The sequence below is a fragment of the Streptomyces sp. NPDC007157 genome (assembly GCF_040634235.1).
Lineage (GTDB): Bacteria > Actinomycetota > Actinomycetes > Streptomycetales > Streptomycetaceae > Streptomyces.
The window spans coordinates 1-23,462 of record NZ_JBEYFE010000005.1; the positions used below are offsets into that span (position 1 = coordinate 1).

Consider the following 23,462-nt stretch of genomic DNA (forward strand, 5'->3'; position numbering starts at 1 on the left):
CGGTGCGGCCGCCCCCGGCCGCCTGCGCCCCCAGCGGCGGGGTGCCGGCCCGCGGCCGGGGGGGGGGGGGGGGGGGGGGGGGGGGGGGGGGGGGGCCCCCCGCCCCCCCCCCCCCCACCGGGATCCTGAGGGCGGTTACCCGCCCGTCCTCACACGCCCACAGGGCAGATGCCGTCGAGCAGTGCCGACGGGGCCCGGAGCGGAAGGGGAACGCTCACGGGCGCGGCCTCGGGGCCGTCGTGGCAGGTGAAGCCGAGGCGCACCATGGCCCGGGTGACTTCGCCGACGGTGAAGTCACGGCGGTCCTGTCCCGTGGTGACCTGGCCCACCTGCTTGACGGGGTAGCGGCGGCGGCCGATGGTCACGGACGCGCCCGTGACCAGCTCGGGCTTGACGCCCTTCATCGAGGCCAGCACCCCGATCTTGGTCAGGTCGAACGGGTACCGGGCGATGACACAACGCATGATGCCTCCCAGGCATGACGGAAAGGAACTGACCCGGGCAGGGTGGATCAGCCGCGGACGGGAACAGGCCGGAGCCGGCTGCCGAGGACATCCCGCAGACGGATGCGGTCCGTGTACGTGGAACCGGCACGGAGAACGGCGAGCCGGGCCAGAGTGATCGAACCCGTGCTCTGGTCGTCCCCGTCGCACACGGTCAGGTACTCGACACGTGCACCCGCCATGAGGGCCAGAGCCACCTCGACGGTCATGTCGTCACAGACCCGAGGCCCGTGCGCTTCCATGCCGTCGACCACGGTCGTCGATGCGGGGTCCGCCACGCGACACTGCGTCTGAGTGGGCGTCAAAAAATGCCTCCTGCGGTGCGGGTTGGTCGGCTTGGTGGCCGTCGCGGCCTGGGGAGACCGCTGCGGCTCCGGCGTAGTGCTGGGCCTAGGCCGCCGAATCGATGGCGGTGCGCCGCTGTGCCCTGCGGCGCACCGCCGCGCCGGCGGGCCGCCCCTGGCCGGTGCGGCCCTGACGGCCACGGGACGGGGAAGACGTGCGGCGGGGACGCTCCACGGCCGGAGCGGTGATGACGACCGGGACACCGGACGGCGCCTGGGCGCCGGTGATGCGGCTCAGCTCCGCCTCACCCGAGCGCACCGGAGTGATGCGCGGGGTGATGCCGGCCGAGGCCATCAGTCGGCTCATGTCGCGGCGCTGGCCGGGTGTCACCAGGGTGACGACGCTGCCGGACTCCCCCGCACGGGCCGTACGACCGCCACGGTGCAGGTAGTCCTTGTGGTCGCCGGGCGGATCCACGTTGACGACCAGGTCGAGGTTGTCGACATGGATTCCGCGGGCCGCGACGTTGGTGGCGACCAGCACCGTGACGTGACCGTCCTTGAACTGAGCGAGGGTCCGGGTGCGCTGCGGCTGGGACCTGCCGCCGTGCAGGGCGGCGGCGCGGACGCCGCTGCTGAGGAGGTGCGCGGTCAACCGGTCCACGGCGTGCTTGGTGTCCAGGAACATGATGACCCGGCCGTCCCGTGCCGCGATCTCGGTGGTCGTCCGGTGCTTGTCCGCGTCGTGCACGTGGAGTACGTGGTGCTCCATCGTGGTGACGGCACCGGCCGACGGGTCGACGGAGTGGACCACCGGGTCGGTCAGGTAGCGACGGACCAACAGGTCCACGTTACGGTCCAGGGTCGCCGAGAAGAGCATCCGCTGGCCCTCCGGCCGCACCTGGTCGAGCAGGGCGGTGACCTGGGGCATGAAGCCCATGTCGGTCATCTGGTCGGCCTCGTCCAGGACGGTGACGGCGACGTCCCGCAGTCGGCAGTCGCCCCGGTCGATCAGGTCCTTGAGCCGCCCCGGTGTCGCGACGACGACCTCGGCCCCGGCCCGCAGCGCACTCGCCTGCCTGCCGATCGACATTCCGCCGACCACGGTGGCCAGCCGCAGCCGGACGGCGCGGGCATACGGGGTGAGCGCGTCGGTGACCTGCTGGGCGAGTTCACGGGTGGGTACGAGGATCAGGGCCAGCGGCTCCCGCGGTTCGGCGCGCCGGCCTGCCGTGCGGGCCATCACCGCGAGGCCGAAGGCGAGCGTCTTGCCCGACCCGGTGCGGCCACGGCCGAGTACGTCCCGTCCCGCCAGGGAGTTCGGCAGGGTCGCCGCCTGGATGGGGAACGGTACGGTCACGCCCTCGTGGCCGAGCGCGGCCAGCAACGGCGTCGGCATGGCGAGATCGGCGAACGTCTCGACGGCGGGCAACGCCGGTGTGGTCGTCTTCGGCGGTGCGAACTCACCCTGTGCGGCCCGCCGATTTCCGTTGCCCTTGGAGCGGCTCTGAACACCGGAGCGGCCGACAGCAGCACTTCCTGCGAAGCGGTCGTATGTGCGAGTCGTGCGTGTGCGAGTCGTGCGGGCACGGTTCATGTGGAACCTTCCTCGACGTGGGCGCGTATCAAGGAATTTCCGCAGTGGAACGAACGGCGCAGAGAATCGCGAGAACGAGCCGAAAAAAAACAGGGCTGAATCGCCCTGGAAATGAAGCGAGCTGGGGCCCGCACCCCAAGGTGCGGGCCCCAGCTGCGAAGTATGCGTAAGTGCCGACGCGTCAGGCGGGAACGATGTTCTCGGCCGTCGGGCCCTTCTGGCCCTGCGCGATGTCGAACGAAACCTTCTGGCCTTCCAGCAGCTCACGGAAGCCCTGGGCGGCGATGTTGGAGTAGTGGGCGAAGACGTCGGCGCCGCCGCCGTCCTGCTCGATGAAACCGAAGCCCTTTTCCGCGTTGAACCACTTCACGGTGCCAGTAGCCATTTTGTTTCTCCTTCGGAGACGGTGTCAGGAATACGCTCTGTGCGCTTTCCGTGTCGCCGTGATGATCAGCCGCCGGAAAACCGTTCTGGCAACCACACCTGCAACTGATACTGACAGTAGCACGTCGTGAGCGACCCCACGCGGTAAGCAATTCCTGGCCGTCACCCACCTCAGGAATATTTCTCGTGCGCCGTGTCGAATTCTCACTTCCCGACCACAGGAATTGCTCTCCCGGGCCACACTGTTGCCGTCGAGTCCGTCCGGTCGCAGCGCCGTGACCTCCTTCGACGGCCTGGGCGCGGCTGCCGTCGCCGTCAGCTGACGACATGCCGACGAACGCGCCGAGACCCCAGCAGCGAGAGGAAGGCCACACGGCGGTTCCGGCGGGGCGACCGCGGCGGTCTTGCGGCCCGCGGGCCGATCGAGCTCCGCACGTGCGCTCTCGGGTTGGGAGAGTTGCTCCCCTTCAACCCATCGGACTCGTCCACGGCTACTTCTTCTTGCCGTTGCCCTGCCCGCCGTTCGCCTCGCTGTCGGCAGACGCGTTGCCGGAAGCGCCGTCGCCCGCCGTGCCGTTGGCGGAGTTCGCGGCATCCTTGCCGGACTTGCCCGCACCGGCCGAGTGGCTCGGCTTGGCCGTCTCTCGTGTCAACTGCTCGGAGCAGTAGGCGGCAACCTTGTCCGCACCGCCGGCCGCCGCGACCAGTCGCTGCCAGGCTGTCGCGGCCAGCGCCTTGCCATGGCCCTGGACGTGCTCGTAGGCACGGCAGTGGGCTTCGGTGTCCTGGGCGGTGGCGGGCCGGTCCGTCGGCCGAGCACGGGCGGACGGGTGGGACGCGGCCCCGCCAACCGCCCGATGCGAGGCGGTCGCCGACGGGGGCGTCGTTCCCCGGCCGTGGCCGGCGCCGTCGCCGTCGGAGCCGGCGGAACCGGCGGAACCGGCGGAACCGATGGCCGCGACCGCCACGCCCCCCAGCGCGAGGCTGGCGAAGACCACGCCGAACGTCAGTTTCGCCGGGCGCCGCACCCGCCGCTCGACCTTCGGCCGCCAGTCGTCACGGCGCCGGGTACGTGCGCGATGCGCACCCGAGGCGCGGGCGGCTCGGAACGCGGCCACGGCCTGCCGCTCGCCCTGGGACGCGAGATCGTCTGCGCGGACGGCGGCGGCCAGTGCCGTCTCCAGCGCGGCGTCGTCACCCGCGTCCCGGGGGTCGGACGGGGCGCCGCCGGGCTGCACACGTCGACGGCCCCATACCCCGTCGCCGCCCAGCCGTTCACCCATGTCCGCTTCCGTTCCCGTCCGACCGCTTCGATTCGTCCGCTGCCCCGGCTCCGACGCCTGCCTGTCGATCCTGTCGCGGTTGTCGTTCATGTCGACTCCCCCAGCGCGCGGGAAGCCACATCCGTCACACCCTCCTCGGCTCCGCCACCGATACCCAGCTGACGGCCGAGGCGTTTCAGGCCCCGGTGGGCGGCCGTGCGCACCGCACCCGGCCGCTTGCCCAGGACCCGCGCCGCGGCGGGACCGTCCAGACCGACCACGACCCGCAGCAGCACGGCCTCTGCCTGGTCCCGCGGCAGTCCGCGGATCAACTCCAGAGCCCACTCGGTGGAGAGGGACTCCAGAGCCTGCTCATGAGTGCTGTGCGGGCCCGCCAGTTCCAGTACGTCCTGGTCGGTACCGCCTGCCTGGGGCCGTACCCGCCGACGACGCAGGTGGTCCAGCGCCCGGTGCCGGGCGATGGTCGCGGTCCAGCCGCGGAAGCCCGCGCCGTCGCCCTTGAAACGCCCGAGGTCGCGGGCTATCTCCAGCCAGGCGTCGGACGCCACGTCCTCCGCCTCCTCGCCGACGACGCCGCGAAGGTAGCCGAGCAGGCCCGGCTGCACGATCCGGTAGGCGACCTCGAAGGCGGCCTCGTCGCCGTCCTGGGCGCGCGCGACCGCCGCGCCCAGTTCCCCGTCGTACTCCTGTACGCGCCGAGGTTGCCGCACCTGGCCCAAGATTGCCCTCGTTCGCACCGATCACAACCGATTTCACACCGTCCGTCGTGCTCCGGTCGCAACGACGGCCCCACGATGACCAGCGCGCACTCTCACAGAAACGTCACAACACCCCAGGAGCCTGTCCGGTATCACCGGCAGAGGGCGAGCGGCAGCGGGCGATCAGCAACGCGCCGAAGCCCGCCACGGCCGCCGCCCCGAGCCCGGGACCGGGACCGCCAGGCCGCGTGATGCTTCGGCGCTCTCGTGCGCTCCCACTGTCATGAGTACCTACCTCCGTCTGCGAGCGGTACCGGCCCCGGCACTGCGCAACAGTCCGGCTTGGCTGGAACGGCTTTTCGCGAGCGATGCGGCGACTGTCCGGCACCAGCCCGGCCAGTGCCCCGAAGAGGTTCTGGACGAGTGCTGTCTGGACCAGGAGCGCATCTACACCGGCGCTCCACCGGCCGGTCCTCCGGAACGGCCCCAGGCCCAGGTGGTGCTCGGCGGCCGCCCCGTGTTCCGCACCGACCGGCAGAAGCCGCCGTTGCTGGTCCTCACGGCCGCCCAGGCCCGCCGGGTGGCCGAATTCCTGGAGCAGACCGATTTCGACGCGCTGTGGGACTCCGCCCGGGACGGACTGCTGCCCCGCTACGGCGGAGCGACCGCGGAGCCCGAGGCGTCGCGTGCGTTCGCCACCACGCACCGGGAGCTGCGGGAGTTCTACGCGCACACCGCCGCATGCGGGAACGCGGTGGTGAAGTGCCGTTCCAAGGCGTGAGGAGTGGCGATCCGAGACGGGAGAGGTGCCGCTGCGAGGCGGGACATGTGAGTGTCCGGAGTGGGACATATGACGGTCCGAGGCGGGAGGTGTAACAGTTTCGGCCCGCTGCGCTCTTTCCATGCGGACGACCACGTCGGTCGGCTTGGAGAGGAGGCGGGACTCGTGCAGTGGACGGGCGACAGCGGCGCAGGGTACGGCGAGGAGCCGTACGCCGGCGTCGGGTACGGGTATGCCCACGGCCACGAGGGCACCGGCGGCGGCATCACCGCCGACACGGCCACGGCGGAGCCGGAGCCCTGGACCGCCGATGCGACACTGCTCGTCGCCGGGCCGGACCACCTCGCCACGGCGGAGTGGGACTCTCCACACGGTGCCGTCATCACCGTGCTGCCGACGGACCTCGACGACTCCGGCCGTCCCGCATCGGAGCCGGACGCAGCGGAGAACGATCCGGCACGGCCCGTCTTCGTGGACGCCTCGGGGCGCCGCCAGCGCCGCGTGCGGCGCACCGCACGGCTGCTGCTGATCCCCGCCGGCTTCTATGTCGCCCTGCTGGTCAGCGCGGTGCTGGGCGGCCCCACCATCAGCGCTCCGTTCGTCCCGCTCCCGGATACCACGCCCCCGGCCGCGCCCCGAGCGACCGCCCCCGGATCTCCCGCCGGTACGGGTCACACGGCAGGGAGCGCGGGCCCCGGCGCGACGGACGAGAACGCCCGTGCCACGTCGCCGCGGACGGCCTCCGGCCAGACCGGCCGGCCGACGGCCGCGACCACCCCCGTGGCCACGTCCGCCACCACCGCGACGCCCACCCGAACCGCCTCCCCGACCACGACCGCCAGTCCCACCACCAGCGCCGACGCCAGCGCCGGCGCCACCAGCACCGACGCGCCCTCCGCCAAGGGGCGCGCCAACGCCGCGTCCCACAAGCCCAAGAAGTGATCCAAGGCCCTGACGTGACCGATCCGACCGATCGCGGACGCCGCTCCGCCATGCCCCGCCTCCGCGGCCGTACCCGCCGGGTCACACCCCGCACCCACTGGCTGCTGCTGTCCGTGCTGGTGGTGACCCTGTCGGCGGCCCTCCTGCTGCAGGGCTACACCCACCACATGTTCGCGATCACCTCGGACGACGTGACCGGCCCCCGCGGCCGTGCCGACGTGGTACCCGGCCAGGTGGCCCACGGCGGCCCCGTGATCGCGGACGCCGCCGGCTCCGCGCACACCGCCCGCCCGAAGGCCGGCACCATCGCCCTCACCTTCGACGACGGCCCCGACCCGGTCTGGACCCCGCGCGTCCTCGACGTGCTGCGTCGCCACCACGTGCACGCGACCTTCTTCGTCGTCGGCACCCAGGTCGTGGCCCACCCCGAACTGGTCCGCCGGATCGTCGCCGAGGGCCACCAGATCGGCATCCACACCTTCACCCACCCCGACCTCTCCCGCCTCGCCCCATGGCAGCGTTCCCTGGAACTGCGCGAGACCCAGCTGGCGGTGGCCGGCGCGGCCGGCGTCACCAGCGCGCTGCTCAGACCGCCGTACTCCTCGGAGAACGACGCCCTGGACGACGCCGACTGGTCCGTCCTCAAGCAGGCCGACACGGCCGGGTACGTCACGGTGCTCTCCACCCTGGACGCCGAGGACTGGCAGCGCCCCGGCACGGCCCGCGTCCTCGCGAACGCGACACCGCACGGCAAGGCCGGGCAGATCGTGCTGATGCACGACGCCGGCGGTGACCGCTCCCAGACCGTCGCCGCCCTGAACACCCTGATCCCCCGGCTCAAGGCACGGGGCTTCCAATTCACGACGGTCGGCGCCGCGGTCGGCATGGCCGGCCCCGTTCAGCGTGCCGGGCTGGGCAACCGCCTCCAGGGCATCGCCCTCATCAAGATGCTGCAGCTCGGCGACGGGACCATCCGGCTGCTCGGCGCGCTGATGTACGCGGCCGGAGCGATCAGCGTGCTGCGCGCGGCCGTCGTACTGGTGGCGGCCCATCGGCACCGACGACTGCGCACCGGGCGCCGGGCCAGGCCCTGGGGACCGCCGGTGACCGAACCGGTCAGCGTCATCGTCCCGGCGTACAACGAGAGCGCCGGAATCGAGGCGGCCGTACGCTCCCTGGTCGCCTCGGACCATCCGGTGGAGATCATCGTGGTCGACGACGGCTCCACCGACGGGACCGCCGACCTGGTGGAGTCCCTCGGTCTGCCGGGAGTGCGGGTGATCCGGCAGCGGAACGCGGGCAAGCCCGCCGCGCTCAACACCGGTCTGGCCGCCGCCGGCTGCGACCTGGTGGTCATGGTCGACGGCGACACCGTCTTCGAACCCGACGCCGTCCGCACGATCGTGCAGCCCTTCGCCGACTCTCGGGTGGGTGCCGTCTCGGGCAACGCGAAGGTCGTCAACCGCGGTGGCCTGCTGGGCCGTTGGCAGCACATCGAGTACGTCGTCGGTTTCAACCTCGACCGTCGCCTCTTCGACCTCGCCGAGTGCATGCCGACCGTGCCCGGAGCGGTCGGGGCGTTCCGGCGCCGGGCCCTGCTCGCCCTCGGCGGGGTCAGCGACGTCACCCTCGCCGAGGACACCGACCTCACCATGGCGCTGTGCCGCGCCGGCTGGCGTGTGGTGTACGAGGAGGCCGCGGTGGCCTGGACCGAGGCGCCCGCGTCGCTGGGCGCCCTGTGGCGGCAGCGGTACCGCTGGTGCTACGGCACCCTGCAGGCGATGTGGAAGCACCGCGGCGCGCTGGTGCAGGGCGGCGCCGCCGGCCGACTCGGCCGCCGGGGCCTGCTCTACCTCCTCCTCTTCCAGATCCTGCTGCCCCTGCTCGCCCCTGTGGTCGACGTCTTCGCCCTCTACGGCCTGGTCTTCCTCGACCCGCTGCGGATCACCGCCCTCTGGCTCGCCTTCCTGCTCCTCCAACTGCTGATGGGCCTGTACGCGTTCCGCCTGGACGGCGAACGCCCGGGCCCGCTGTGGAGCCTGCCGCTGCAGCAGTTCGTCTACCGCCAGTTGATGTACCTGGTGGTCATCCAGTCCGTCTTCACCGCCGTGTCGGGTTCACGGCTGCGGTGGCAGCGCATGGAGCGCTATGGCACCCTGCGGGCACCGGCTGGTGCGGAGACACCTGGCGAGGACCGCCCTCCGCGGATTCCCGCCTGACCCGGGGCCGTCCCGGGTCCGGCCCCGGGAAGACGACACCATCCGCACCGGATCTCCGTGCCGCAGGTGGCACCCCGACGGCACCAACGGCTACTCCTGCGCCCGCTCCTCGTCGACAAGTGGGTGGTGTCGGACTCGACAGGTGACCACCCGTCAGCGCTTCGTGGCACGCGTGGGGGATTCGGCGGCGTCGTCGGGGCATGCTGGTGGTCCTGCGCGCAGGTCGGGAGGTACTGGGATGCGGTGGTGGGCTGGGGGATGGATGGTTGCCGTGGTGGTTGTCCTGGCGGGGTGCCACGCGTCGGAGGGCGGCGGATCGGTGGAAGGGCCGTCGGCGAGCAGCGGCTCGGCGGGGCCGTCAGCCGGTGCGTCGACGCACACGCCGGCAGCGCCGTCTACGAGTCCGACCGGGGGAAGCCCGTCAGTGTCGGCCACCAGCCCCTCCCCTTCGCCGGGAAGCTGTGCCGCTGGGCACGCGGAGGTCACCGTCAGTCCCGGTGACCCGGTCGAACAGCGACTCTGTGTGCGGCCCGGGACTGTGGTGTCGCTCGTCCTGCGGCCTCGCACGGATGACAGGCGGTGGACGGCCGTGCGGAGTTCCGCGCCGGTTCTCGTCCTGGCGTCCGGATGGCGGGTGGACGCGGACGGTACGTCCCACGCCTCGCTGCGGTGTGCGGGGACCCGGGCCGGTGCGGCCGAGGTCACCGCGTCGGCGAAGGCGCCGGACGTGGCGGGTGCGGCGAGGGTCGCCTTCACTCTGCACGTGAGTGTGGTGCCGTACACGACGCAGGGGTGACCCCGGCAACCCGGGATCACCCCTGTGACGTCGCTGCGTCAGTGGCAGTCGCGCACATCGATCGTGTAGATGCCGCGCCCGTGGGTGGCCGCGTACAGCGTCCTGCCGTCCGGGCCCAGCTTGAGCTGGAGCACGGCGACGGCCGGCAGGTTCCCGATGCGCTGCCAGGTCGTACGGCCCGGCGCGCGGTAGACGACGCCGAGGTCGGTGGCGACGGCGAGGCCGCCGTTCGGTGTGACGACCGCGGAGTTCGTCGGCACGTCGGGGAGGTTCTTCGAGATGTCCTTCCAGGTGGTGCCGCCGTCGGTGGACTCGAAGACGTGACCGACGCCGGCGCCGGGGCCTTCGGTCCAGTGCCGGGAGAAGCCGTTGACCGCGAGGTAGACGTGGTCCGCGTTCTTGGGGTCGACGGCGAAGCCGGCGAGGTACCGGTTGGGAACGGTGCCGTCCGTGCCGGTGGCCGGGAGGGTGATGTCGTGCCAGCCGGTGCCGTCCGCGTTGCCGACGGAGATACCGCGGGCGAAGCCCTGGTTGTTGCAGGGGCCGCACCAGGCCGCGTACACCTTGCCGCCCGAGGCCGCGACGGCGGTCGCGGTGCGGCCGGCGCCGAGGTCGTACACGCTGGTCCACTCGTCGCCGCTGCGGATGGCGTAGCCGTGGGTCTGGACCCAGATGTGGCGGCCGCCGGCGATCCAGGTCGAGCTGTTCTTCGCGTCGGCCGTGATCGGGGCGATGAAGCGGGCCTCGCCGGTGGCGTTGTCGGCCGGGGCGACGTTGTACGACGTGACCTTGCTGGGGTCGGTGACCCAACTGCCGTCGTTCACCGCGCAGTTCTGGGTCACCTGGATGGCGAGGTAGACGTACTCCTCGGCGAGGTCGCAGCCGTTGGCCGGGTCGGTGAGGGTGTCGCCGCCGTCGCCGCCGAAGTCGGAGCCCATGACCTTGTCGTTGCTGCGCAGGATCGACTGGCCGTTGTCCTGCAGGCCGCCGGTGACGGAGACGCCGCCGTAGGTCAGGTCCTTGCCGACGCCCACCGAGTAGTACTGGAGGGTGTCGATGGTGCCGTCGTTGAGCGAGGTCCAGTCGGTGGCGTGCCCGGAGGCGTCCTGGGAGCCGTTGAGCGGGCGCTTGTAGACGCCGCCGTCGTTGCCGACGTAGACGAAGCTCTTGCCGTGGTAGCTGCCGATCGCGACGCCGTGCTGGTCGGAGTGGGTGGTTTGACTGCAGTCGCCCGTCTGCTTGGACGGGTCGATGCTCCAGCAGGGGAAGCCGAAGTTCCAGTACGGGCCGACGGTCGACCAGCTGGTGCCGCCGTCCTTGGTCTCGTAGACCTCTTCGAGGCCGGCGTAGACGTGTTCCGCGTTCGCCGGGTCGACGGCCAGGAACTGGTTGTACCAGGCCTGCACGCCCGGCATGTAGCCGCTGGAGGTGAGCGCCGAACCGTCGGCTGCCAGGCCCTGGTAGTCGGCGATCTTCGTCCAGGGGCCGGTGGGGGACCCGGACTTGGAGACGTAGATGCCCTCCAGACCGCTGTCCGGGTTGGTGTTCAGCTGTTCCGGGGACTGGTCGATGGCGTAGTAACGCGAGCCGTCGGCGGAGCGGGCGAAGGTGACGTTGCCGACGTCGTCCGCGTCGGCGGGCAGGTCGCCCAGCCCGCTGGTGATCCGCGACCAGGTGCCGTCGGAGCCCTTGGTGTAGAAGCCGTTGTAGTCATCACCGCTGCGCCAGCCGACCGCAAGGACCACCTTGGAGGGGTCCTTCGGGTCGATCGCGATGTCGTTGGCGATGTTCTTGTACGCGGCCGAATCGTCGTTCGCGAGGGAACCGCCCGGCAGGTAGTCGGGGTTGGGCGCGAACTCCAACTTCCAGGCGCCGCTGAGCGTCCTCGTGGAGTGGCTCCACACGCCCTCGCTGGTCGCCGCCCACACCTTGCCGCCGCCGAAGCGCAGCTCGTGGATGGTGGTGGACTCCAGCTCGTCGCCGCCGACCCGGCTGCGGGCGGAGAAGGTGCCATGGCGGGGGTCGGACAGGACGTAGACGCCGCTGCCGAGGTACGCGTCCGCGTTGGTCGTCGCCTCGCCGGTGCCCAGCCACAGCCGCCCGCCGCCGTCGAGGGCGAGCGCGCCGGTGGACTGCGAGGACAGCCTGTCGCTGATGGGCTGCCAGTGCCCGCCCCCGGACCGGGACCGCCACACTCCGCCGCCCGCGCTGCCCGCGTACACGTACCCGTCGTCATCGGCGGCCATCGCGGCCATCCGGCCGGTGACATTGCCCGAGCCACCGCTGGAGTTGGAGTCGTAGTCGCGGTAGCGCGAGTCGTCGGAGTTGTACGGCAGGTTGGTGATGTTGCGCCAACTGCCGCCGGTACTCGGCAGGTTGGTCAGGCTCGTCCAGGCGGCTCCGTACGCGCCCGGTGCGACGACGCCGGGTGAGGTGCGGGCCTCGGCATACTGGTCCGCACCCTCGGCTATCTCGTCGGCCTCGTTGCCGTCGTCACCGCCGTCGTCCTCGGCCTTCACCCTGGGGCTGACGGCACCCGCCGACTGCCCCCGTTCTGCCGCGAGTCGGGCGAGTGCGCGAACCCCGAAAGGGGTGCCGCCCGGGCCGGGCGCGGCACCGGCGGGTATCGCCACGAGTGCGGCGGATGCGGTGATGGCGCAGATCGTGAACCAACGTCTCTTACGGGTTGGTGCTGACACCAGGTCCTCCCCAACGGGAACGGGTACAGCCGTCGGGGACGACCCGACCACCGGCGGCGGGAACCGTCCGGCACTTGGACAGTCCTTGACCAGAACCTGTCACTACAGATGGCCGGAAGCCGACCGGCTCGTCGCGCCTTCATCGGGGACTCCGGGTCAGAGGGCCGCGGTCCGCACACGGACAATGACCGGCAGCACACCGGCGAGGACCAGCGCGATGCCACCGGAGACCAGCAGCGGGAGGTGGCCGTCGGCGCCCCAGGAGAGCCCGGCCCACACGCCCGCGAGCAGGACGGCGGCGCCGGTGGCGCCCTGGTAGAGGCCCTGCGCGGTGCCCTGCTGGTGATCGGGGACGAGCGTGGAGATCCAGGCCTTGCCGACGCCGTCGGTGCAGGCCGCGAAACCGCCGTAGAGCGGCAGCACCACGAACACCGACCAGGGGCTGTGGACCAGACCGAGGCCCAGGTAGCCGATCGCGAAGAAGACCAGACCGGCGGCGAAGACCAGCGGGCGCGGCAGTCGGTCGGACAGCGCCCCCGCGGGGTAGGACAGGGCGGCGTAGACGAGGTTGTAGACCGCGTACGCGCCCACCACCCCGGCCGTCGAGAGGCCCAGGTCGTGAGCGCGCAACAGCAGCAGTGCGTCGGGGAAGTTGACGAGGTTGAAGGCGAGCAGCACCCCGAGGACCCGCCAGTAGGGGCGGGGCAGGGACCGCCAGGGCGTGCGGGCGGCCCGCGTCGAGGAGCCGCCCGCCCCTATGGCTCGGGGGTCGCGGACGGCGGCGACCAGCGCGACCGACGCGAGGGCGGGGATCACGGCGATCCAGAACAGCGGGCGCAGCCGGTGGTCGAGCGCCTCGTACAGGACCAGCCCGACGAGCGGGCCGACCACCGCGCCGGCGGTGTCGGCGGCCCGGTGCAGCCCGAACACCTTGCCGCGCTGTCCGTTCGGAACGCCCTCGACGAGCAGGGCGTCGCGCGGCGCCCCGCGCATGCCCTTGCCGAGCCGGTCGGTGACCCTGGCGACGAGGACCAGCGGCCAGGCGGTCGCGAGCGCGATGAGCAGCTTGCCGACCGCGGCCAGGCCGTATCCCGCACCGATCAGCGGACGCCGGGCGAACCGGTCGGCCAGGCGCCCGGCGGCCACCTTGGTGATCGAGGCGGCCCCCTCGGCCGCCCCCTCGATCGCGCCGACCGCGACGGGCGGCGCGCCGAGCACCACGGTCAGGAAGATCGGCAGGATCGGATAGAGGAGTTCGCTGGCCGCGTCCTGGAGAAAGGACACCCCGCACAGCACCTTCACGTTGCGGGTCAGCCAGGCGGGGCGGCGTCCGGTCGGTCGCGGGGCGCTACTGGGTTCTGTCACGGGTACAGGATCTCCAGGAAGCGGTCGAGCGCCATGGAGGCCATTCGGAGGCACCGCTGTGGCACGTGACGTGGGTGACTCGCACGCTGGACGTCGGACATGGACGACTTGCCACGCACCACGTGATGGCAAGGCCTTGCAGGAGGAACGAGTGACCGCTTCGTCGCCCACCACCGACGTGCCACCGGCCCGGTACGACGACCTGCGCGCGCTGGTGGTCAACTGCACCCTCAAGCGTTCGCCGGAGACCAGCAACACCCAGGGGCTGATCGACCGCAGCACCGCCATCCTGGACGCACAAGGGGTACAGGTCGACGTGGTGCGAGCGGTGGACCACGACATCGCCACCGGGGTCTGGCCGGACATGCGGGAGCACGGCTGGGAGACGGACGCCTGGCCCGACCTGTACCGGCAGGTCATGGCGGCCGACATCCTCGTACTGGCAGGCCCCATCTGGCTCGGCGACAACAGCTCCGTGATGAAGCAGGTGATCGAACGCCTCTACGCCTGCTCCAGCCTGCTCAACGAAGCAGGCCAGTACGCCTATTACGGCCGGGTCGGCGGCTGCCTGATCACCGGCAACGAGGACGGCGTCAAGCACTGCGCCATGAACGTCCTCTACAGCCTCCAGCACCTGGGCTACACCCTCCCTCCCCAGGCGGACGCCGGCTGGATCGGCGAGGCGGGCCCCGGGCCCTCCTACCTCGACCCCGGCTCCGGCGGCCCGGAGAACGACTTCACCAACCGCAACACCACCTTCATGACCTGGAACCTGCTGCACCTGGCACGTGCGCTGAAGGATCTCGGAGGCATCCCCGCCTACGGCAACCAGCGCACCGCCTGGGACGCCGGCTGCCGCCACGACTACGAGAACCCCGAACACCGGTAGGGACACCAGTGGCCGGAGCAGCCGTGCGCAGCCCGGAAGCAGCGTCCGTCTCCGCCACCGCGCGTGGCACGGTGCCGCATCGTCGGCCCAGCGCCTCGAGAACCGTGAGGATGTCAGCGGGTTCGGCAGAGGTGGTGAAGATCCATCGGCCACTGCCCCTCTGTCGTCGAAGAACGCACTACCCCTGATGAGGGTGGCGTGGCCACAGGGCACGGGGACCTGGAGATCACCGAGGCAGTGGTTCCGCCGTTCGGCTGGAGACTGACACCCGCTTGCACCTCGGGCCCGGACAGCCCACCTGACCTGTGCCAGCTTGAGGGTGTCCTGTCCATCCGGAACAGGTCGCCGCATTGAGGGCCGTCCACTTGTGAGCACGGCTCGAAGACCGGAGGAGACGGCCGATGGCAGGTGGCGGACGGCCGTCGGGTCCGGCCCCGACCGGCGGGTCGCGACACCCGAGACCGGAAGAGACGTCGGCGCTGAAACGGCTGAAGCGCGCACGCGGCACTGTGGCTGCCGCCGCGGCCGCGGGCCGCGGTCGGATTCGCGGAACGGCAGAGCGTGTCGGGCAGCTTCCCCCGCCGCCGGGTCCGTTCCGCCCCGGATTCTGGCGCAGTCCGATCCGCGGGCCCTGGCTGACCTCTCTATTCGGCCTGGTCCTCCTGGTCGGCATTCCGCTGCTGTTCATCACCGGACTGCTCTCCTACGCCGCCTACAACCCCGGGCTGAGCCCCCTCAACGACGAGACCCCCGACAAGGGCATCCTGGGCTTCTACCTCTTCAGCTGGCCCACGCATCCCTACTGGCTCTACCGGCTGCTCCAGGGCGTGCACGTGACACTGGGCGTGGTCCTTGTACCGGTGCTGCTGGCCAAGTTGTGGTCGGTGATCCCGAAGCTCTTCGAATGGCTGCCGGTACGCTCCGTCGCCCACGGCCTGGAGCGCTTGTCCCTGCTGATGCTGGTCGGCGGCGTCATCTTCGAATTCGTCACCGGAATCCTGAACATCCAGCTCTACTACGTCTTCCCGGGCTCGTTCTACCGCCTCCATTTCTACGGCGCATGGGTGTTCATCGCCGCCTTCGTCGTCCACGTGGGCCTCAGACTCGGCCGGATGACCCGGGCCCTGCGCTCGCGCAGCCTGCGTACCGAACTGCGCACCGACCTCGCCCACACCGTGCCCGAACCACCCGATCCCGACGGCCTGGTGGCGGCCGCCCCCGCCGCACCGACGATGACCCGCCGCGGCGCGCTCGGCATGGTGGGCGCGGGATCGTTGCTCCTCCTCGTCGTGACCGCCGGACAGAGCATCGGCGGCCGGCTGCGCGCCACCGCACTGCTCGCACCGCACAACCGCAACCCCGGCAGCGGCCCGAACGCCTTCCAGATCAACAAGACGGCGGCGAAGGTCGGCATCACCCCCGCGCTCGTCGGCCCCACCTGGCGGCTGGAGGTCCACGGACGCGGAGCACCACAGGTCTTCACCCGCGAGCAGCTCCTGGCGATGCCCCAGCACGCCGCCGCACTGCCGATCGCCTGCGTGGAGGGATGGTCCACCGAGGACCAGCACTGGAGCGGCCTTCGGCTGGCCGACCTCGCCGCTCTGGCCGGCCTGCCCGGTGCGGGAAGCGTCCTGGTCCAGTCGATCCAACCGCCAGGCCCCTTCACCAGGGTGGTGCTGCGCGGCAACCAGATCCGCGACCCCCGAGGGCTGCTCGCCCTCCGCGTCAACGGCGCGGACCTCTCGCTCGACCACGGCTACCCGGCCCGCATCATCGTCCCGGCCAACCCCGGCGTGAACAACACCAAGTGGGTCCACCGGCTCACCTTCAGGGCGTGACCATGGCACGATTCGGCCGCTGGTACGGCTCCGGACCCCTGCACCTGCTCGTCCTGATCGCCTCGTTCGCCCTCACCGGCTACGCCATGGTGCGCATGTTCGCCGTCCAGCCGTGGGGGGTGGCGATCTGGTTCGTCGGGGCGGCCGTCCTCCACGACCTGATCCTGCTGCCCCTGTACTCGCTGTCCGACCTGTCGGCCCTCTCCGTACTACGGCACCGAGCCGATGCCTCCGACAGGCCGACGGCGCCATGGATCAACCACCTGCGCGTCCCCGCCTTCCTGTCCGGTCTGCTCCTGCTGGTCTGGTTCCCTCTCATCCTCCGTCTGGCAGTCCCCTACCCCGGTGACACGGGCCTGTCCTACAGCGTCTACCTCGGCCGATGGCTGGCGATCACCGGCGTGCTCTTCGCGGCCTCCGCGGTCGCCTTCGCGGTGAGACTGCGCCGCGTGCGCCGGCCCGGCGGCAGCGACGGGAGCCTGCCCCCTGCCGGGGATGGCGCAGCACCATGACAACGGACGAGGACGAGCTGTACGACGCCGACGAGGACCCCGACGAGGACCCCTACGCGCTCGCCCTGCGACCCGGCCGCGGACCGGTCTACCTACGGCTGGACGACGGGCGCCGCATCCGGATGCCGGTCCACCGCTGGCACGAACAGCCCACGGCGGCCGACAGCACCGTCCTGGAGCGCTGCGCCGGCCCCGTCCTCGACATCGGCTGCGGCCCGGGCCGCATGTGCAGAGCACTCCTGAGCCAGGGAGTCTTCGCCTTCGGGGTCGACATCACACCTCGCGCGGTCGCACTGACCACCGCCCTGGGCGGGCTCGCACTTCGGGCATCTGTCTTCGACCGGCTACCGGCCGAGAAAGGCTGGCAGACGGTGCTGCTCATCGACGGCAACATCGGCATCGGAGGCGACCCGCGTGGCCTGCTGCGCCGCTGCGCCGGCCTCATCGCCCCCACTGGATGCCTCGTCGTCGAGGTCGACCCCCAGGACGTGCAAGAGCAGTGCACCGCCCGGTTCGAGAACGTCCAGGGCCAGGCGGGGCCGTACTTTCCCTGGGCCCGACTGGGACGACCAGCGCTCCGCAGGATCGCCGCCGGGCTCGCCCTCACCGTCACCGACCAGTGGACGAGCGGCCACCGCTGCTTCGCCGCCCTCACCCACCAGGGATCATCCTGCGACCGTCCTGACGCGGACCCCACAGCGACGGAGGACGGCGGGGCAGCGGTCGTCTGAGCCGGCCGCTGCCCCGCTCTCCTGCGCTGCCCGGGGTCGGTCAGCCGGCAGCGCGTTCTGCATGCCGCCTGCCCGGGTCTGGCGGACCCCTGAATCGTGGGGTCAGTCGGCTGCGGCGTGCGCCTCGACGTCCTCGATGCCGGCGGCCTGCCCGGCCCCCGCCCACTGGCCTGGACAACAAAGAACCCCCGGGTCCACGACCTGGGGGTTCCTGCTGGAGCGGGTGACGAGAATCGAACTCGCGCTCTCAGCTTGGGAAGCGACGGCGCTTGTGCGGTCTCCATGGCCTTGACCTGCTTAGATGTCTTGCATGTGCGGCGCCGCGAGGCCCGTCTCGCGCCCCTGTCGACCGTGGTTGTCCTCCCTTACGGGCACGGATTGGGCACGGCTTCGGGCCAAGCGGTTCGGCAGTGCCGTCACGCCCTCGGAAGGACGCCCCAGGCGGAGGCCGGGTACGGCGAGTGCGGCCGCTGTTACGTGCGCAACCGGTGGCGCAGTCCCCGCGAGAGCCCCCACGCATACTCAACGCCAGTACGCGGTCTTCCGCGCCTACCGCTCTGGGCCGGAGAACATGTTCTGCTTACGTCGGGAACGTCGCGCACAGGGCTGTCAGGGCCTGGCCCTCCACCACGCGGAACGAGCGGTCGCGGGCCAGCGCCAGCGCCTGTTCGGCGTGGGCGCGGGCCTCGTCGTACCGACCCGCCGCGGAACGCGGTGAACAAGGTACTGAAGGGCGCACGGATGCATACGTGGCCGAATCTCCACAGCGAATGCGCAACTGCGGCACGGGTGCATTCAATTGGTGCGGAGTTGTCCTGGTCGGAACTGCCGTGGCAATAGCTGTCGGTTTCCTATGCGGGGCTCCATGTAGAGAAGCTGCCCTCAATTCGTGTGCATGCGCCCATGGATGAGTAGTCGACTGCTTCAACTGCCCCGCTGGGAGCAGTGAGCGACTGGATGCCGGGCAGGCTCCGTGATTTGATCCTGCGCACCGCCGGGATCGCGCCAAGGCGTCCGGAAACGGATGGCGCGGGCCTGCGGTCGCGGCCCACCGGCTATCCCCAGCTTGGCCGCTCCCCCTTGTGGAACATCCATACGAAGGGCAGTTTCATCATGAACTCCGCTCCCCAGGTTCAGACCCTTGAAATCTCCGACGCCGAACTCGACACCGTTTCCGGCGGCCTGAGCCCGCAGGTCGGCATCGCCGCCGGCCCCACGGCGATCAGCAGCTCGGACCTCGTGGCTCAGTTCGGCGCGGTCAAGGACGGGGTCCTGGACACCGTCAGCCAGTACCACCAGGTCGGCGTCACTGTCTCCTTCTGATCGTCAGATCGCGGGACTTCCTCATCGCGGGATCGCCGATACCGGCAGCCTGACCGCCGATCGGCGTCCACGGCGACAGGCCCCCTGCCCGCGGGTCCTCGCGGGCAGGGGGCCTGATCATTAGGGGTTGCCTCTTCTTGTCCCGGGTCTTGTCGGGGATCTTGGTGACCTGCGCTTCCCTGCTCAGCAGGGAGTAGGCCCTTGCGCCTGATGGTCGTCCTCGAGCGGCTTGGAGTGACACCTGAGCACCCTCGGGCGGCCCACATGCCTGAACCTAGGACATGCAGGGACGCCTACCCTGGATTGGACTAGACAACAAACAACCCCCAGGCCACTGACCTGGGGGTTTCGCATGGAGCGGGTGACGAGAATCGAACTCGCGCTCTCAGCTTGGGAAGCTGATGTTCTACCATTAAACTACACCCGCGTAAGACGGCGACCGAAGTCGGTGTCCGAACGCTCGCTCACTGTACCTCATCGTGAACCCCCGGCGCTCAGGCCTTGGGGTTCGCGTGCGTTTCGGGGGTGGGTCGGGGGTGGGATCCGGGTGCGGGCGGCCGGAGTTGGGGCGTACGGTGGGCGCGTGGGAGAGGGGCCGGGTGTGCCGGAGTGCCGCCTGGAGAGCCGTCTCTTTGATCCCGTAATGTGGCTTTCCGTCGTCACGGCAGTAAGCCCGACGCGGCTCCTGGGGAAGGGATTCAAGGGACTTGATGGAACGCACCGTCGTCCGCTGTGCCGAAGGGCACGTGTTCAGCACCACTTCGTTCCCGATGCAGCAGGCCGAGCGGCTCGGCCCCGGTCGGCTCGTCCGGTGTCCCAAGTGCGCCCGGCTGCGCAGCGTCGTGCCGGTCACTCTTGAGAAGCAGCAGCAGTAGTCGACCGCAGTAACACGGGCGCGTGGACTGTCACGATTGTCGTGGGTCCGCGCGCCTTGCGTATCCTCGGGGCGTGCTTCTCTCAGACAAGGACATCCGGGCCGAGATCGACGCCGGGCGGGTACGGATCGATCCCTACGACGAATCCATGGTGCAGCCGTCGAGCATCGACGTGCGGCTGGACCGCTTGTTCCGGGTGTTCGAGAACCACCGGTACCCGCACATCGACCCCTCCGTCGAGCAGTCGGACCTGACGCGGCTGGTCGAGCCGGAAGGCGACGAACCCTTCATCCTCCACCCCGGGGAGTTCGTCCTCGCGTCGACGTACGAGGTCATCTCGCTCCCCGACGATCTCGCGTCCCGGCTGGAGGGGAAGTCCTCGCTGGGACGGCTCGGGCTGGTCACACACTCCACCGCCGGGTTCATCGACCCGGGGTTCAGCGGGCACGTGACCCTTGAGCTGTCCAACCTCGCGACCCTCCCCATCAAGCTGTGGCCGGGCATGAAGATCGGGCAGCTGTGCATGTTCCGGCTCTCCTCCCCCACCGAGCACCCCTACGGCAGCGAGCGCTACGGCTCCCGTTACCAGGGGCAGCGCGGGCCCACCGCCTCCCGCTCCTACCTCAATTTCCATCGGACGCAGGTGTGAGGGGCCGGCCATGAGCAGTGACGTACGGGAGAACCTCACCTACGAAGGGTTCGGCGTCGCCGTGCGCGAGCTCGCGCAGACCATCGCCGACGACGGCTTCGAGCCCGACATAGTGCTGAGCATCGCCCGCGGTGGCGTGTTCGTCGCAGGCGGGCTCGCCTACGCCCTCGACTGCAAGAACCTGCATCTGGTCAACGTGGAGTTCTACACGGGGGTGGGGACGACTCTCGAGATGCCGGTCATGCTCGCGCCCGTCCCCAACGTCATCGACTTCAGCGAGAAGAAGGTGCTGATCACCGACGACGTCGCCGACACCGGCAAGACGCTGAAGCTGGTCCGCGACTTCTGCCTGGACACCGTCGCCGAGGTCCGCTCCGCGGTGATCTACGAGAAGTCCCACTCCCTCGTGAAGTGCGAGTACGTGTGGAAGCGGACCGACGACTGGATCAACTTCCCGTGGAGCGTCGAGCCGCCCGTGGTGAGGCGGGGTGGGCAGGTACTCGATGCCTGACGTGCGACGTGCGTGAGAAGGGCCCCCGGCGTGGCAGCCGGGGGCCCTTCTTCTGTGCGGATGCGGGTGGGGCTAGAACGTGCCCAGCTTCACGATCGACAGCAGGGCGATCAGCTGGATCGCCGACGCGCCCAGGGCCTTCGGCCAGGGCAGGTCGTGGGACTTGCCGACCATGAGGGTGAGCAGGGCGCCCGCCGCGATCCAGGTGGCCCAGCCGAGGATCTGCACGAAGCCCGCGTCGCCGCCGAAGAACATGGCGAAGAGCAGACGGGGGGCGTCGGTGATCGACGTGATCAGCATCGACAGGCCGACCGTCGGCTGCCAGGCCCCGTCGCCGCCCAGCTGGCGGGCCAGGGTGTGGGTCACCACGCCCAGCACGAAGGAGGAGAGCACCATCGCAATCGCCGTCGTCAGCACGATCGGGACGGCGTTGGTGAGGGTGGCGCTTATCGCGTCCGAGCGGGCACCGTCGAAGCCGAAGACCGCGAGCAGGCCGTAGAGGAAGGTCACTATGAGGGCGGGGCCCCACATCGCGTAGTCCCGCATCTGGAGGAACGTCTGGTTCGGGGCGAGCACGATCCCCTTCAGCAGGTCCTTCCAGTGCAGGCGCGGGCCGATCGGGCCGGACGGCGCCGCCGAGCCGGCGTGGTAGGTCGCGCCCCGCGTGTAGCCGTCGGCCTCGTCGACCGAGAACGCCTGGGTGTGGCCCGGATTGTCGGCCGCGTACGGGTCCGGAGCACCGGCGGCCCGGCCGCCGTGACCGCCGTAGCCGTTGTCGTCGCCGAAGTACTCCGGGCCGTCGCCGCCGGGCTGTCCCTGCCCCTGCCCCGGGTAGCCGCCGCGGCCCTGCGGCCAGCCGCCGCCCCCGCCGTTCTGCGGGTACGGCTGCGGAGCCGACGGGTACCCGTACGACGGTCCCGCCGGCTGCCCGCCGAAGCTCTGGGGCGGCGCCTGCTGCCCGTACGCGGGTTGTTGCGGTCGCGTGTGCGGGGCACGGTCGTCCCGGCCTCCGCGTCCGTTCCTGAATCCAGCCACGTCATCGAACGTACCTGGTCCCGGAGATCCGTGTGGCGGGCTCGGGCACCCGAGCCCGCCATTGCGGCAGAGCTGTGACATCCCCTAAGGGGAACCCTCAGGAGCCTGCCGATCGCCGTCGCTCACTGCCCGAACAGGGAACCCAGCTGCGCCGACGTCCCCGACACGCCCACCGACGTGGCGTGGAAGGACACCGCGCCGGCCGTCGTCGGGCCCGTGGCGGAGCCGGGCAGGGTCCATGCCGCGCCCTGTCCGCCGTTCTCGTGCCGGGCGCCGACCGCCAGGTCGGCCTTGCGGTCGCCGTCGAGGTCGGCCAGGTGGACGGCGGAGCCGAAGAAGTCGTCGTCCTCGTTCAGGTCGGGGATGCCCGGGGTGTTCTGGGTGTACCTCGTCGAGCCGACCCCCGTCAGCCCGGCCGCGGAGCCGCGCAGCAGGGTGACCGTGCCGGTCTGCGAGGCCGTGGTGACCGTCTCGTAGGGCGTGCCGACCGCGACGTCGTCGTAGCCGTCGCCGTCGGCGTCACCGACGGCGAGCGAGTCGCCGAACGAGCTGGTGCCCTGGGCCCGGGTGGCGCCGGGGACGCCCGGGCTGTCCTGGGTGATCGCCGCCTGCGGGGTGGGGCTGATGCCGTGCGGGCCGCCGAGGTACGCGATGACCTCGCCGGGTCCGACCTGCGAGCCGTAGACCAGGACTCTGGCGGTGATGACGTCGTCGTAGCCGTCGCCGTTGACGTCGCCGACGACGACCGGCTGCCGGCCGTCGGTGACCAGCGTCCGCTGGGCCTTCGGCCGGGAGTCCGCGCCCAGGTACACCACCTGGCCGTCGAAGGGTTCGTCGGACTCCCCCACGATCGTCCCGCTGACGACGAGGTCGTCGACGCCGTTGCCGTTGATGTCGCCGGCGGCCAGGGACCGGACGCCGTAGGAGTCGCCGGTGCGGAACGAGGGCACCACCCAGGTGCGGGACGCGGGCCCGGCGGTCTTGGTGAAGCCGCCCCGGAAGATCTGCACGTCGGCGCCGGTGCTGCCGACGGCCAGGTCGGCGCGGCCGTCCGCGGTGAAGTCGCCGACCGCCAGGGACATGCCGAAGCGGTGGTGGGAGGAGCGGGCCGGGTCGGCGACGATACGGCCCCCGGTCAGGCCCTTCCTGCTCCCCCAGACGATCGTCACCGAACCGGCCTTGCCGTCCTCGCCCTGGGACCCGACGACCAGGTCGGCGTAGCCGTCCCGGTTCAGGTCGCCGAAGGCGAGCGCCGAGCCGAACTCGTCGCCCTTCTCGGCGGTGCCGGGGACGCCTGCCGAGTTCTGGGTGACGACCGTGCGGTTCGATGCCTTGATCCCGGACTTGGACCCGTAGGTGACGACGACCGCGCCGGCGTCGGTCCTGCCGCCGACCGTGGCGCCCGCGGCGGCGGTGGCGAGGTCGCGGTAGCCGTCGCCGTTGAAGTCGCCGGCGTACTTGGCGGGTGCGGCCGAGGCCGGGCCGGCCAGCGGGACGAGGCCGGCGGTGAGGAGGGCGGCGAGGGTCGCCGCCGTACGCATACGCATG

General features: G+C 71.0%; 22 protein-coding genes and 1 tRNA gene. 12 read left to right on the forward strand and 11 right to left on the reverse strand.

Annotation, left to right across the window (positions count from 1 at the left end):
* Window positions 1–149: 149 nt before the first annotated feature.
* The 6 genes from ABZ642_RS10235 to ABZ642_RS10260 all read right to left on the reverse strand — a co-directional run bounded on the left by ABZ642_RS10235 (window position 150) and on the right by ABZ642_RS10260 (window position 4,770).
* Complete coding sequence (locus tag ABZ642_RS10235) at window positions 150–464, reverse strand: SCO5918 family protein (protein WP_360480233.1); 315 nt, start codon at window positions 462–464, stop codon at window positions 150–152.
* A gap of 47 nt (window positions 465–511) precedes the next feature.
* The gene (locus tag ABZ642_RS10240) at window positions 512–745 is read right to left on the reverse strand and encodes a CBS domain-containing protein (RefSeq protein ID WP_360481275.1); all 234 of its coding nucleotides are present in this window, start codon (window positions 743–745) and stop codon (window positions 512–514) included.
* A gap of 148 nt (window positions 746–893) precedes the next feature.
* On the reverse strand, window positions 894–2,384 hold the full coding sequence (locus tag ABZ642_RS10245; RefSeq protein ID WP_360480236.1) for a DEAD/DEAH box helicase: 1,491 nt from the start codon (window positions 2,382–2,384) through the stop codon (window positions 894–896).
* Window positions 2,385–2,565: 181 nt separating this feature from the next.
* Complete coding sequence (locus ABZ642_RS10250; protein WP_004986771.1) at window positions 2,566–2,769, reverse strand: cold-shock protein; 204 nt, start codon at window positions 2,767–2,769, stop codon at window positions 2,566–2,568.
* Window positions 2,770–3,259: 490 nt separating this feature from the next.
* Entirely contained in the window at window positions 3,260–4,051 is a 792-nt protein-coding gene (locus ABZ642_RS10255; protein WP_360480239.1) for a hypothetical protein, read from the reverse strand.
* An 86-nt stretch (window positions 4,052–4,137) separates the two neighbouring features.
* Window positions 4,138–4,770, reverse strand: coding sequence for an RNA polymerase sigma factor (locus ABZ642_RS10260; protein WP_360480242.1), 633 nt, complete (start codon window positions 4,768–4,770; stop codon window positions 4,138–4,140).
* 262 nt (window positions 4,771–5,032) lie between these two features.
* Between ABZ642_RS10260 and ABZ642_RS10265 the strand changes: the two genes are divergently transcribed.
* The 4 genes from ABZ642_RS10265 to ABZ642_RS10280 all read left to right on the forward strand — a co-directional run bounded on the left by ABZ642_RS10265 (window position 5,033) and on the right by ABZ642_RS10280 (window position 9,487).
* On the forward strand, window positions 5,033–5,530 hold the full coding sequence (locus tag ABZ642_RS10265) for a DUF1877 family protein (RefSeq protein WP_360480245.1): 498 nt from the start codon (window positions 5,033–5,035) through the stop codon (window positions 5,528–5,530).
* 165 nt (window positions 5,531–5,695) lie between these two features.
* Entirely contained in the window at window positions 5,696–6,472 is a 777-nt protein-coding gene (locus tag ABZ642_RS10270; RefSeq protein WP_360480248.1) for a hypothetical protein, read from the forward strand.
* Between the two features lie 50 nt (window positions 6,473–6,522).
* Window positions 6,523–8,691 (forward strand): bifunctional polysaccharide deacetylase/glycosyltransferase family 2 protein, encoded by a 2,169-nt coding sequence (locus tag ABZ642_RS10275; RefSeq protein WP_360480251.1) that lies wholly within the window; start codon window positions 6,523–6,525, stop codon window positions 8,689–8,691.
* 589 nt (window positions 8,692–9,280) lie between these two features.
* Window positions 9,281–9,487, forward strand: a complete 207-nt coding sequence (locus tag ABZ642_RS10280; RefSeq protein ID WP_351709297.1) for an acetyl-CoA synthetase — start codon at window positions 9,281–9,283, stop codon at window positions 9,485–9,487.
* Between the two features lie 38 nt (window positions 9,488–9,525).
* On the opposite strand, the gene ABZ642_RS10285 is transcribed toward ABZ642_RS10280, so the two are convergent.
* Together ABZ642_RS10285 and ABZ642_RS10290 are read right to left on the reverse strand one after the other, a co-directional pair.
* On the reverse strand, window positions 9,526–12,186 hold the full coding sequence (locus ABZ642_RS10285) for a glycosyl hydrolase (RefSeq protein WP_360480255.1): 2,661 nt from the start codon (window positions 12,184–12,186) through the stop codon (window positions 9,526–9,528).
* A gap of 156 nt (window positions 12,187–12,342) precedes the next feature.
* Window positions 12,343–13,551 (reverse strand): MFS transporter, encoded by a 1,209-nt coding sequence (locus tag ABZ642_RS10290; RefSeq protein ID WP_360480258.1) that lies wholly within the window; start codon window positions 13,549–13,551, stop codon window positions 12,343–12,345.
* A 151-nt stretch (window positions 13,552–13,702) separates the two neighbouring features.
* On the opposite strand from ABZ642_RS10290, the gene ABZ642_RS10295 reads away from it, so the two are divergent.
* From ABZ642_RS10295 to ABZ642_RS10315, 5 genes are all read left to right on the forward strand, one after another.
* On the forward strand, window positions 13,703–14,440 hold the full coding sequence (locus ABZ642_RS10295) for a flavodoxin family protein (protein WP_360480261.1): 738 nt from the start codon (window positions 13,703–13,705) through the stop codon (window positions 14,438–14,440).
* 509 nt (window positions 14,441–14,949) lie between these two features.
* Entirely contained in the window at window positions 14,950–16,278 is a 1,329-nt protein-coding gene (locus ABZ642_RS10300) for a molybdopterin-dependent oxidoreductase (protein WP_360480264.1), read from the forward strand.
* A 2-nt stretch (window positions 16,279–16,280) separates the two neighbouring features.
* The gene (locus ABZ642_RS10305; RefSeq protein ID WP_360481278.1) at window positions 16,281–16,790 is read left to right on the forward strand and encodes a hypothetical protein; all 510 of its coding nucleotides are present in this window, start codon (window positions 16,281–16,283) and stop codon (window positions 16,788–16,790) included.
* Window positions 16,787–17,521 (forward strand): class I SAM-dependent methyltransferase, encoded by a 735-nt coding sequence (locus ABZ642_RS10310; protein WP_360480267.1) that lies wholly within the window; start codon window positions 16,787–16,789, stop codon window positions 17,519–17,521. The genes ABZ642_RS10305 and ABZ642_RS10310 overlap by 4 nt, the downstream gene beginning before the upstream one ends.
* A gap of 1,113 nt (window positions 17,522–18,634) precedes the next feature.
* Window positions 18,635–18,844, forward strand: coding sequence for a hypothetical protein (locus ABZ642_RS10315; RefSeq protein WP_360481281.1), 210 nt, complete (start codon window positions 18,635–18,637; stop codon window positions 18,842–18,844).
* 353 nt (window positions 18,845–19,197) lie between these two features.
* On the opposite strand, the gene ABZ642_RS10320 is transcribed toward ABZ642_RS10315, so the two are convergent.
* A tRNA-Gly gene (locus tag ABZ642_RS10320) sits at window positions 19,198–19,271 on the reverse strand.
* Window positions 19,272–19,554: 283 nt separating this feature from the next.
* Between ABZ642_RS10320 and ABZ642_RS10325 the strand changes: the two genes are divergently transcribed.
* From ABZ642_RS10325 to ABZ642_RS10335, 3 genes are all read left to right on the forward strand, one after another.
* Window positions 19,555–19,719: a hypothetical protein gene (locus ABZ642_RS10325; RefSeq protein WP_360480270.1), complete on the forward strand. Its 165-nt coding sequence runs from the start codon at window positions 19,555–19,557 to the stop codon at window positions 19,717–19,719.
* 73 nt (window positions 19,720–19,792) lie between these two features.
* Window positions 19,793–20,368, forward strand: coding sequence for a dCTP deaminase (gene dcd / locus ABZ642_RS10330; RefSeq protein WP_360480273.1), 576 nt, complete (start codon window positions 19,793–19,795; stop codon window positions 20,366–20,368).
* A gap of 10 nt (window positions 20,369–20,378) precedes the next feature.
* Entirely contained in the window at window positions 20,379–20,879 is a 501-nt protein-coding gene (locus tag ABZ642_RS10335; protein ID WP_360480276.1) for a phosphoribosyltransferase, read from the forward strand.
* A gap of 72 nt (window positions 20,880–20,951) precedes the next feature.
* Here the strand turns inward: ABZ642_RS10335 and ABZ642_RS10340 are convergent, their stop codons facing one another.
* Both ABZ642_RS10340 and ABZ642_RS10345 read right to left on the reverse strand, forming a co-directional pair.
* Window positions 20,952–21,995 carry a Yip1 family protein gene (locus ABZ642_RS10340; RefSeq protein ID WP_360480278.1) on the reverse strand — a complete coding sequence of 348 codons (1,044 nt, stop codon included), beginning with the start codon at window positions 21,993–21,995 and terminating at the stop codon, window positions 20,952–20,954.
* A 41-nt stretch (window positions 21,996–22,036) separates the two neighbouring features.
* On the reverse strand, window positions 22,037–23,461 hold the full coding sequence (locus ABZ642_RS10345) for an FG-GAP-like repeat-containing protein (RefSeq protein WP_360480281.1): 1,425 nt from the start codon (window positions 23,459–23,461) through the stop codon (window positions 22,037–22,039).
* Window position 23,462 lies beyond the last annotated feature (1 nt).

What these genes read in the sequence shown, in the direction of transcription:
- ABZ642_RS10235 (WP_360480233.1), bottom strand. Translation starts at nt 464, where the DNA reads ATGCGTTGTGTCATCGCCCGGTACCCGTTCGACCTGACCAAGATCGGG.
- ABZ642_RS10240 (WP_360481275.1), bottom strand. Translation starts at nt 745, where the DNA reads ATGGAAGCGCACGGGCCTCGGGTCTGTGACGACATGACCGTCGAGGTG.
- ABZ642_RS10245 (WP_360480236.1), bottom strand. Translation starts at nt 2,384, where the DNA reads ATGAACCGTGCCCGCACGACTCGCACACGCACGACTCGCACATACGAC.
- ABZ642_RS10250 (WP_004986771.1), bottom strand. Translation starts at nt 2,769, where the DNA reads ATGGCTACTGGCACCGTGAAGTGGTTCAACGCGGAAAAGGGCTTCGGT.
- ABZ642_RS10255 (WP_360480239.1), bottom strand. Translation starts at nt 4,051, where the DNA reads ATGGGTGAACGGCTGGGCGGCGACGGGGTATGGGGCCGTCGACGTGTG.
- ABZ642_RS10265 (WP_360480245.1), top strand. Translation starts at nt 5,033, where the DNA reads ATGAGTACCTACCTCCGTCTGCGAGCGGTACCGGCCCCGGCACTGCGC.
- ABZ642_RS10275 (WP_360480251.1), top strand. Translation starts at nt 6,523, where the DNA reads ATGCCCCGCCTCCGCGGCCGTACCCGCCGGGTCACACCCCGCACCCAC.
- ABZ642_RS10305 (WP_360481278.1), top strand. Translation starts at nt 16,281, where the DNA reads ATGGCACGATTCGGCCGCTGGTACGGCTCCGGACCCCTGCACCTGCTC.
- ABZ642_RS10310 (WP_360480267.1), top strand. Translation starts at nt 16,787, where the DNA reads ATGACAACGGACGAGGACGAGCTGTACGACGCCGACGAGGACCCCGAC.
- ABZ642_RS10315 (WP_360481281.1), top strand. Translation starts at nt 18,635, where the DNA reads ATGAACTCCGCTCCCCAGGTTCAGACCCTTGAAATCTCCGACGCCGAA.
- ABZ642_RS10325 (WP_360480270.1), top strand. Translation starts at nt 19,555, where the DNA reads ATGGAACGCACCGTCGTCCGCTGTGCCGAAGGGCACGTGTTCAGCACC.
- ABZ642_RS10335 (WP_360480276.1), top strand. Translation starts at nt 20,379, where the DNA reads ATGAGCAGTGACGTACGGGAGAACCTCACCTACGAAGGGTTCGGCGTC.
- ABZ642_RS10340 (WP_360480278.1), bottom strand. Translation starts at nt 21,995, where the DNA reads ATGTCACAGCTCTGCCGCAATGGCGGGCTCGGGTGCCCGAGCCCGCCA.
- ABZ642_RS10345 (WP_360480281.1), bottom strand. Translation starts at nt 23,461, where the DNA reads ATGCGTATGCGTACGGCGGCGACCCTCGCCGCCCTCCTCACCGCCGGC.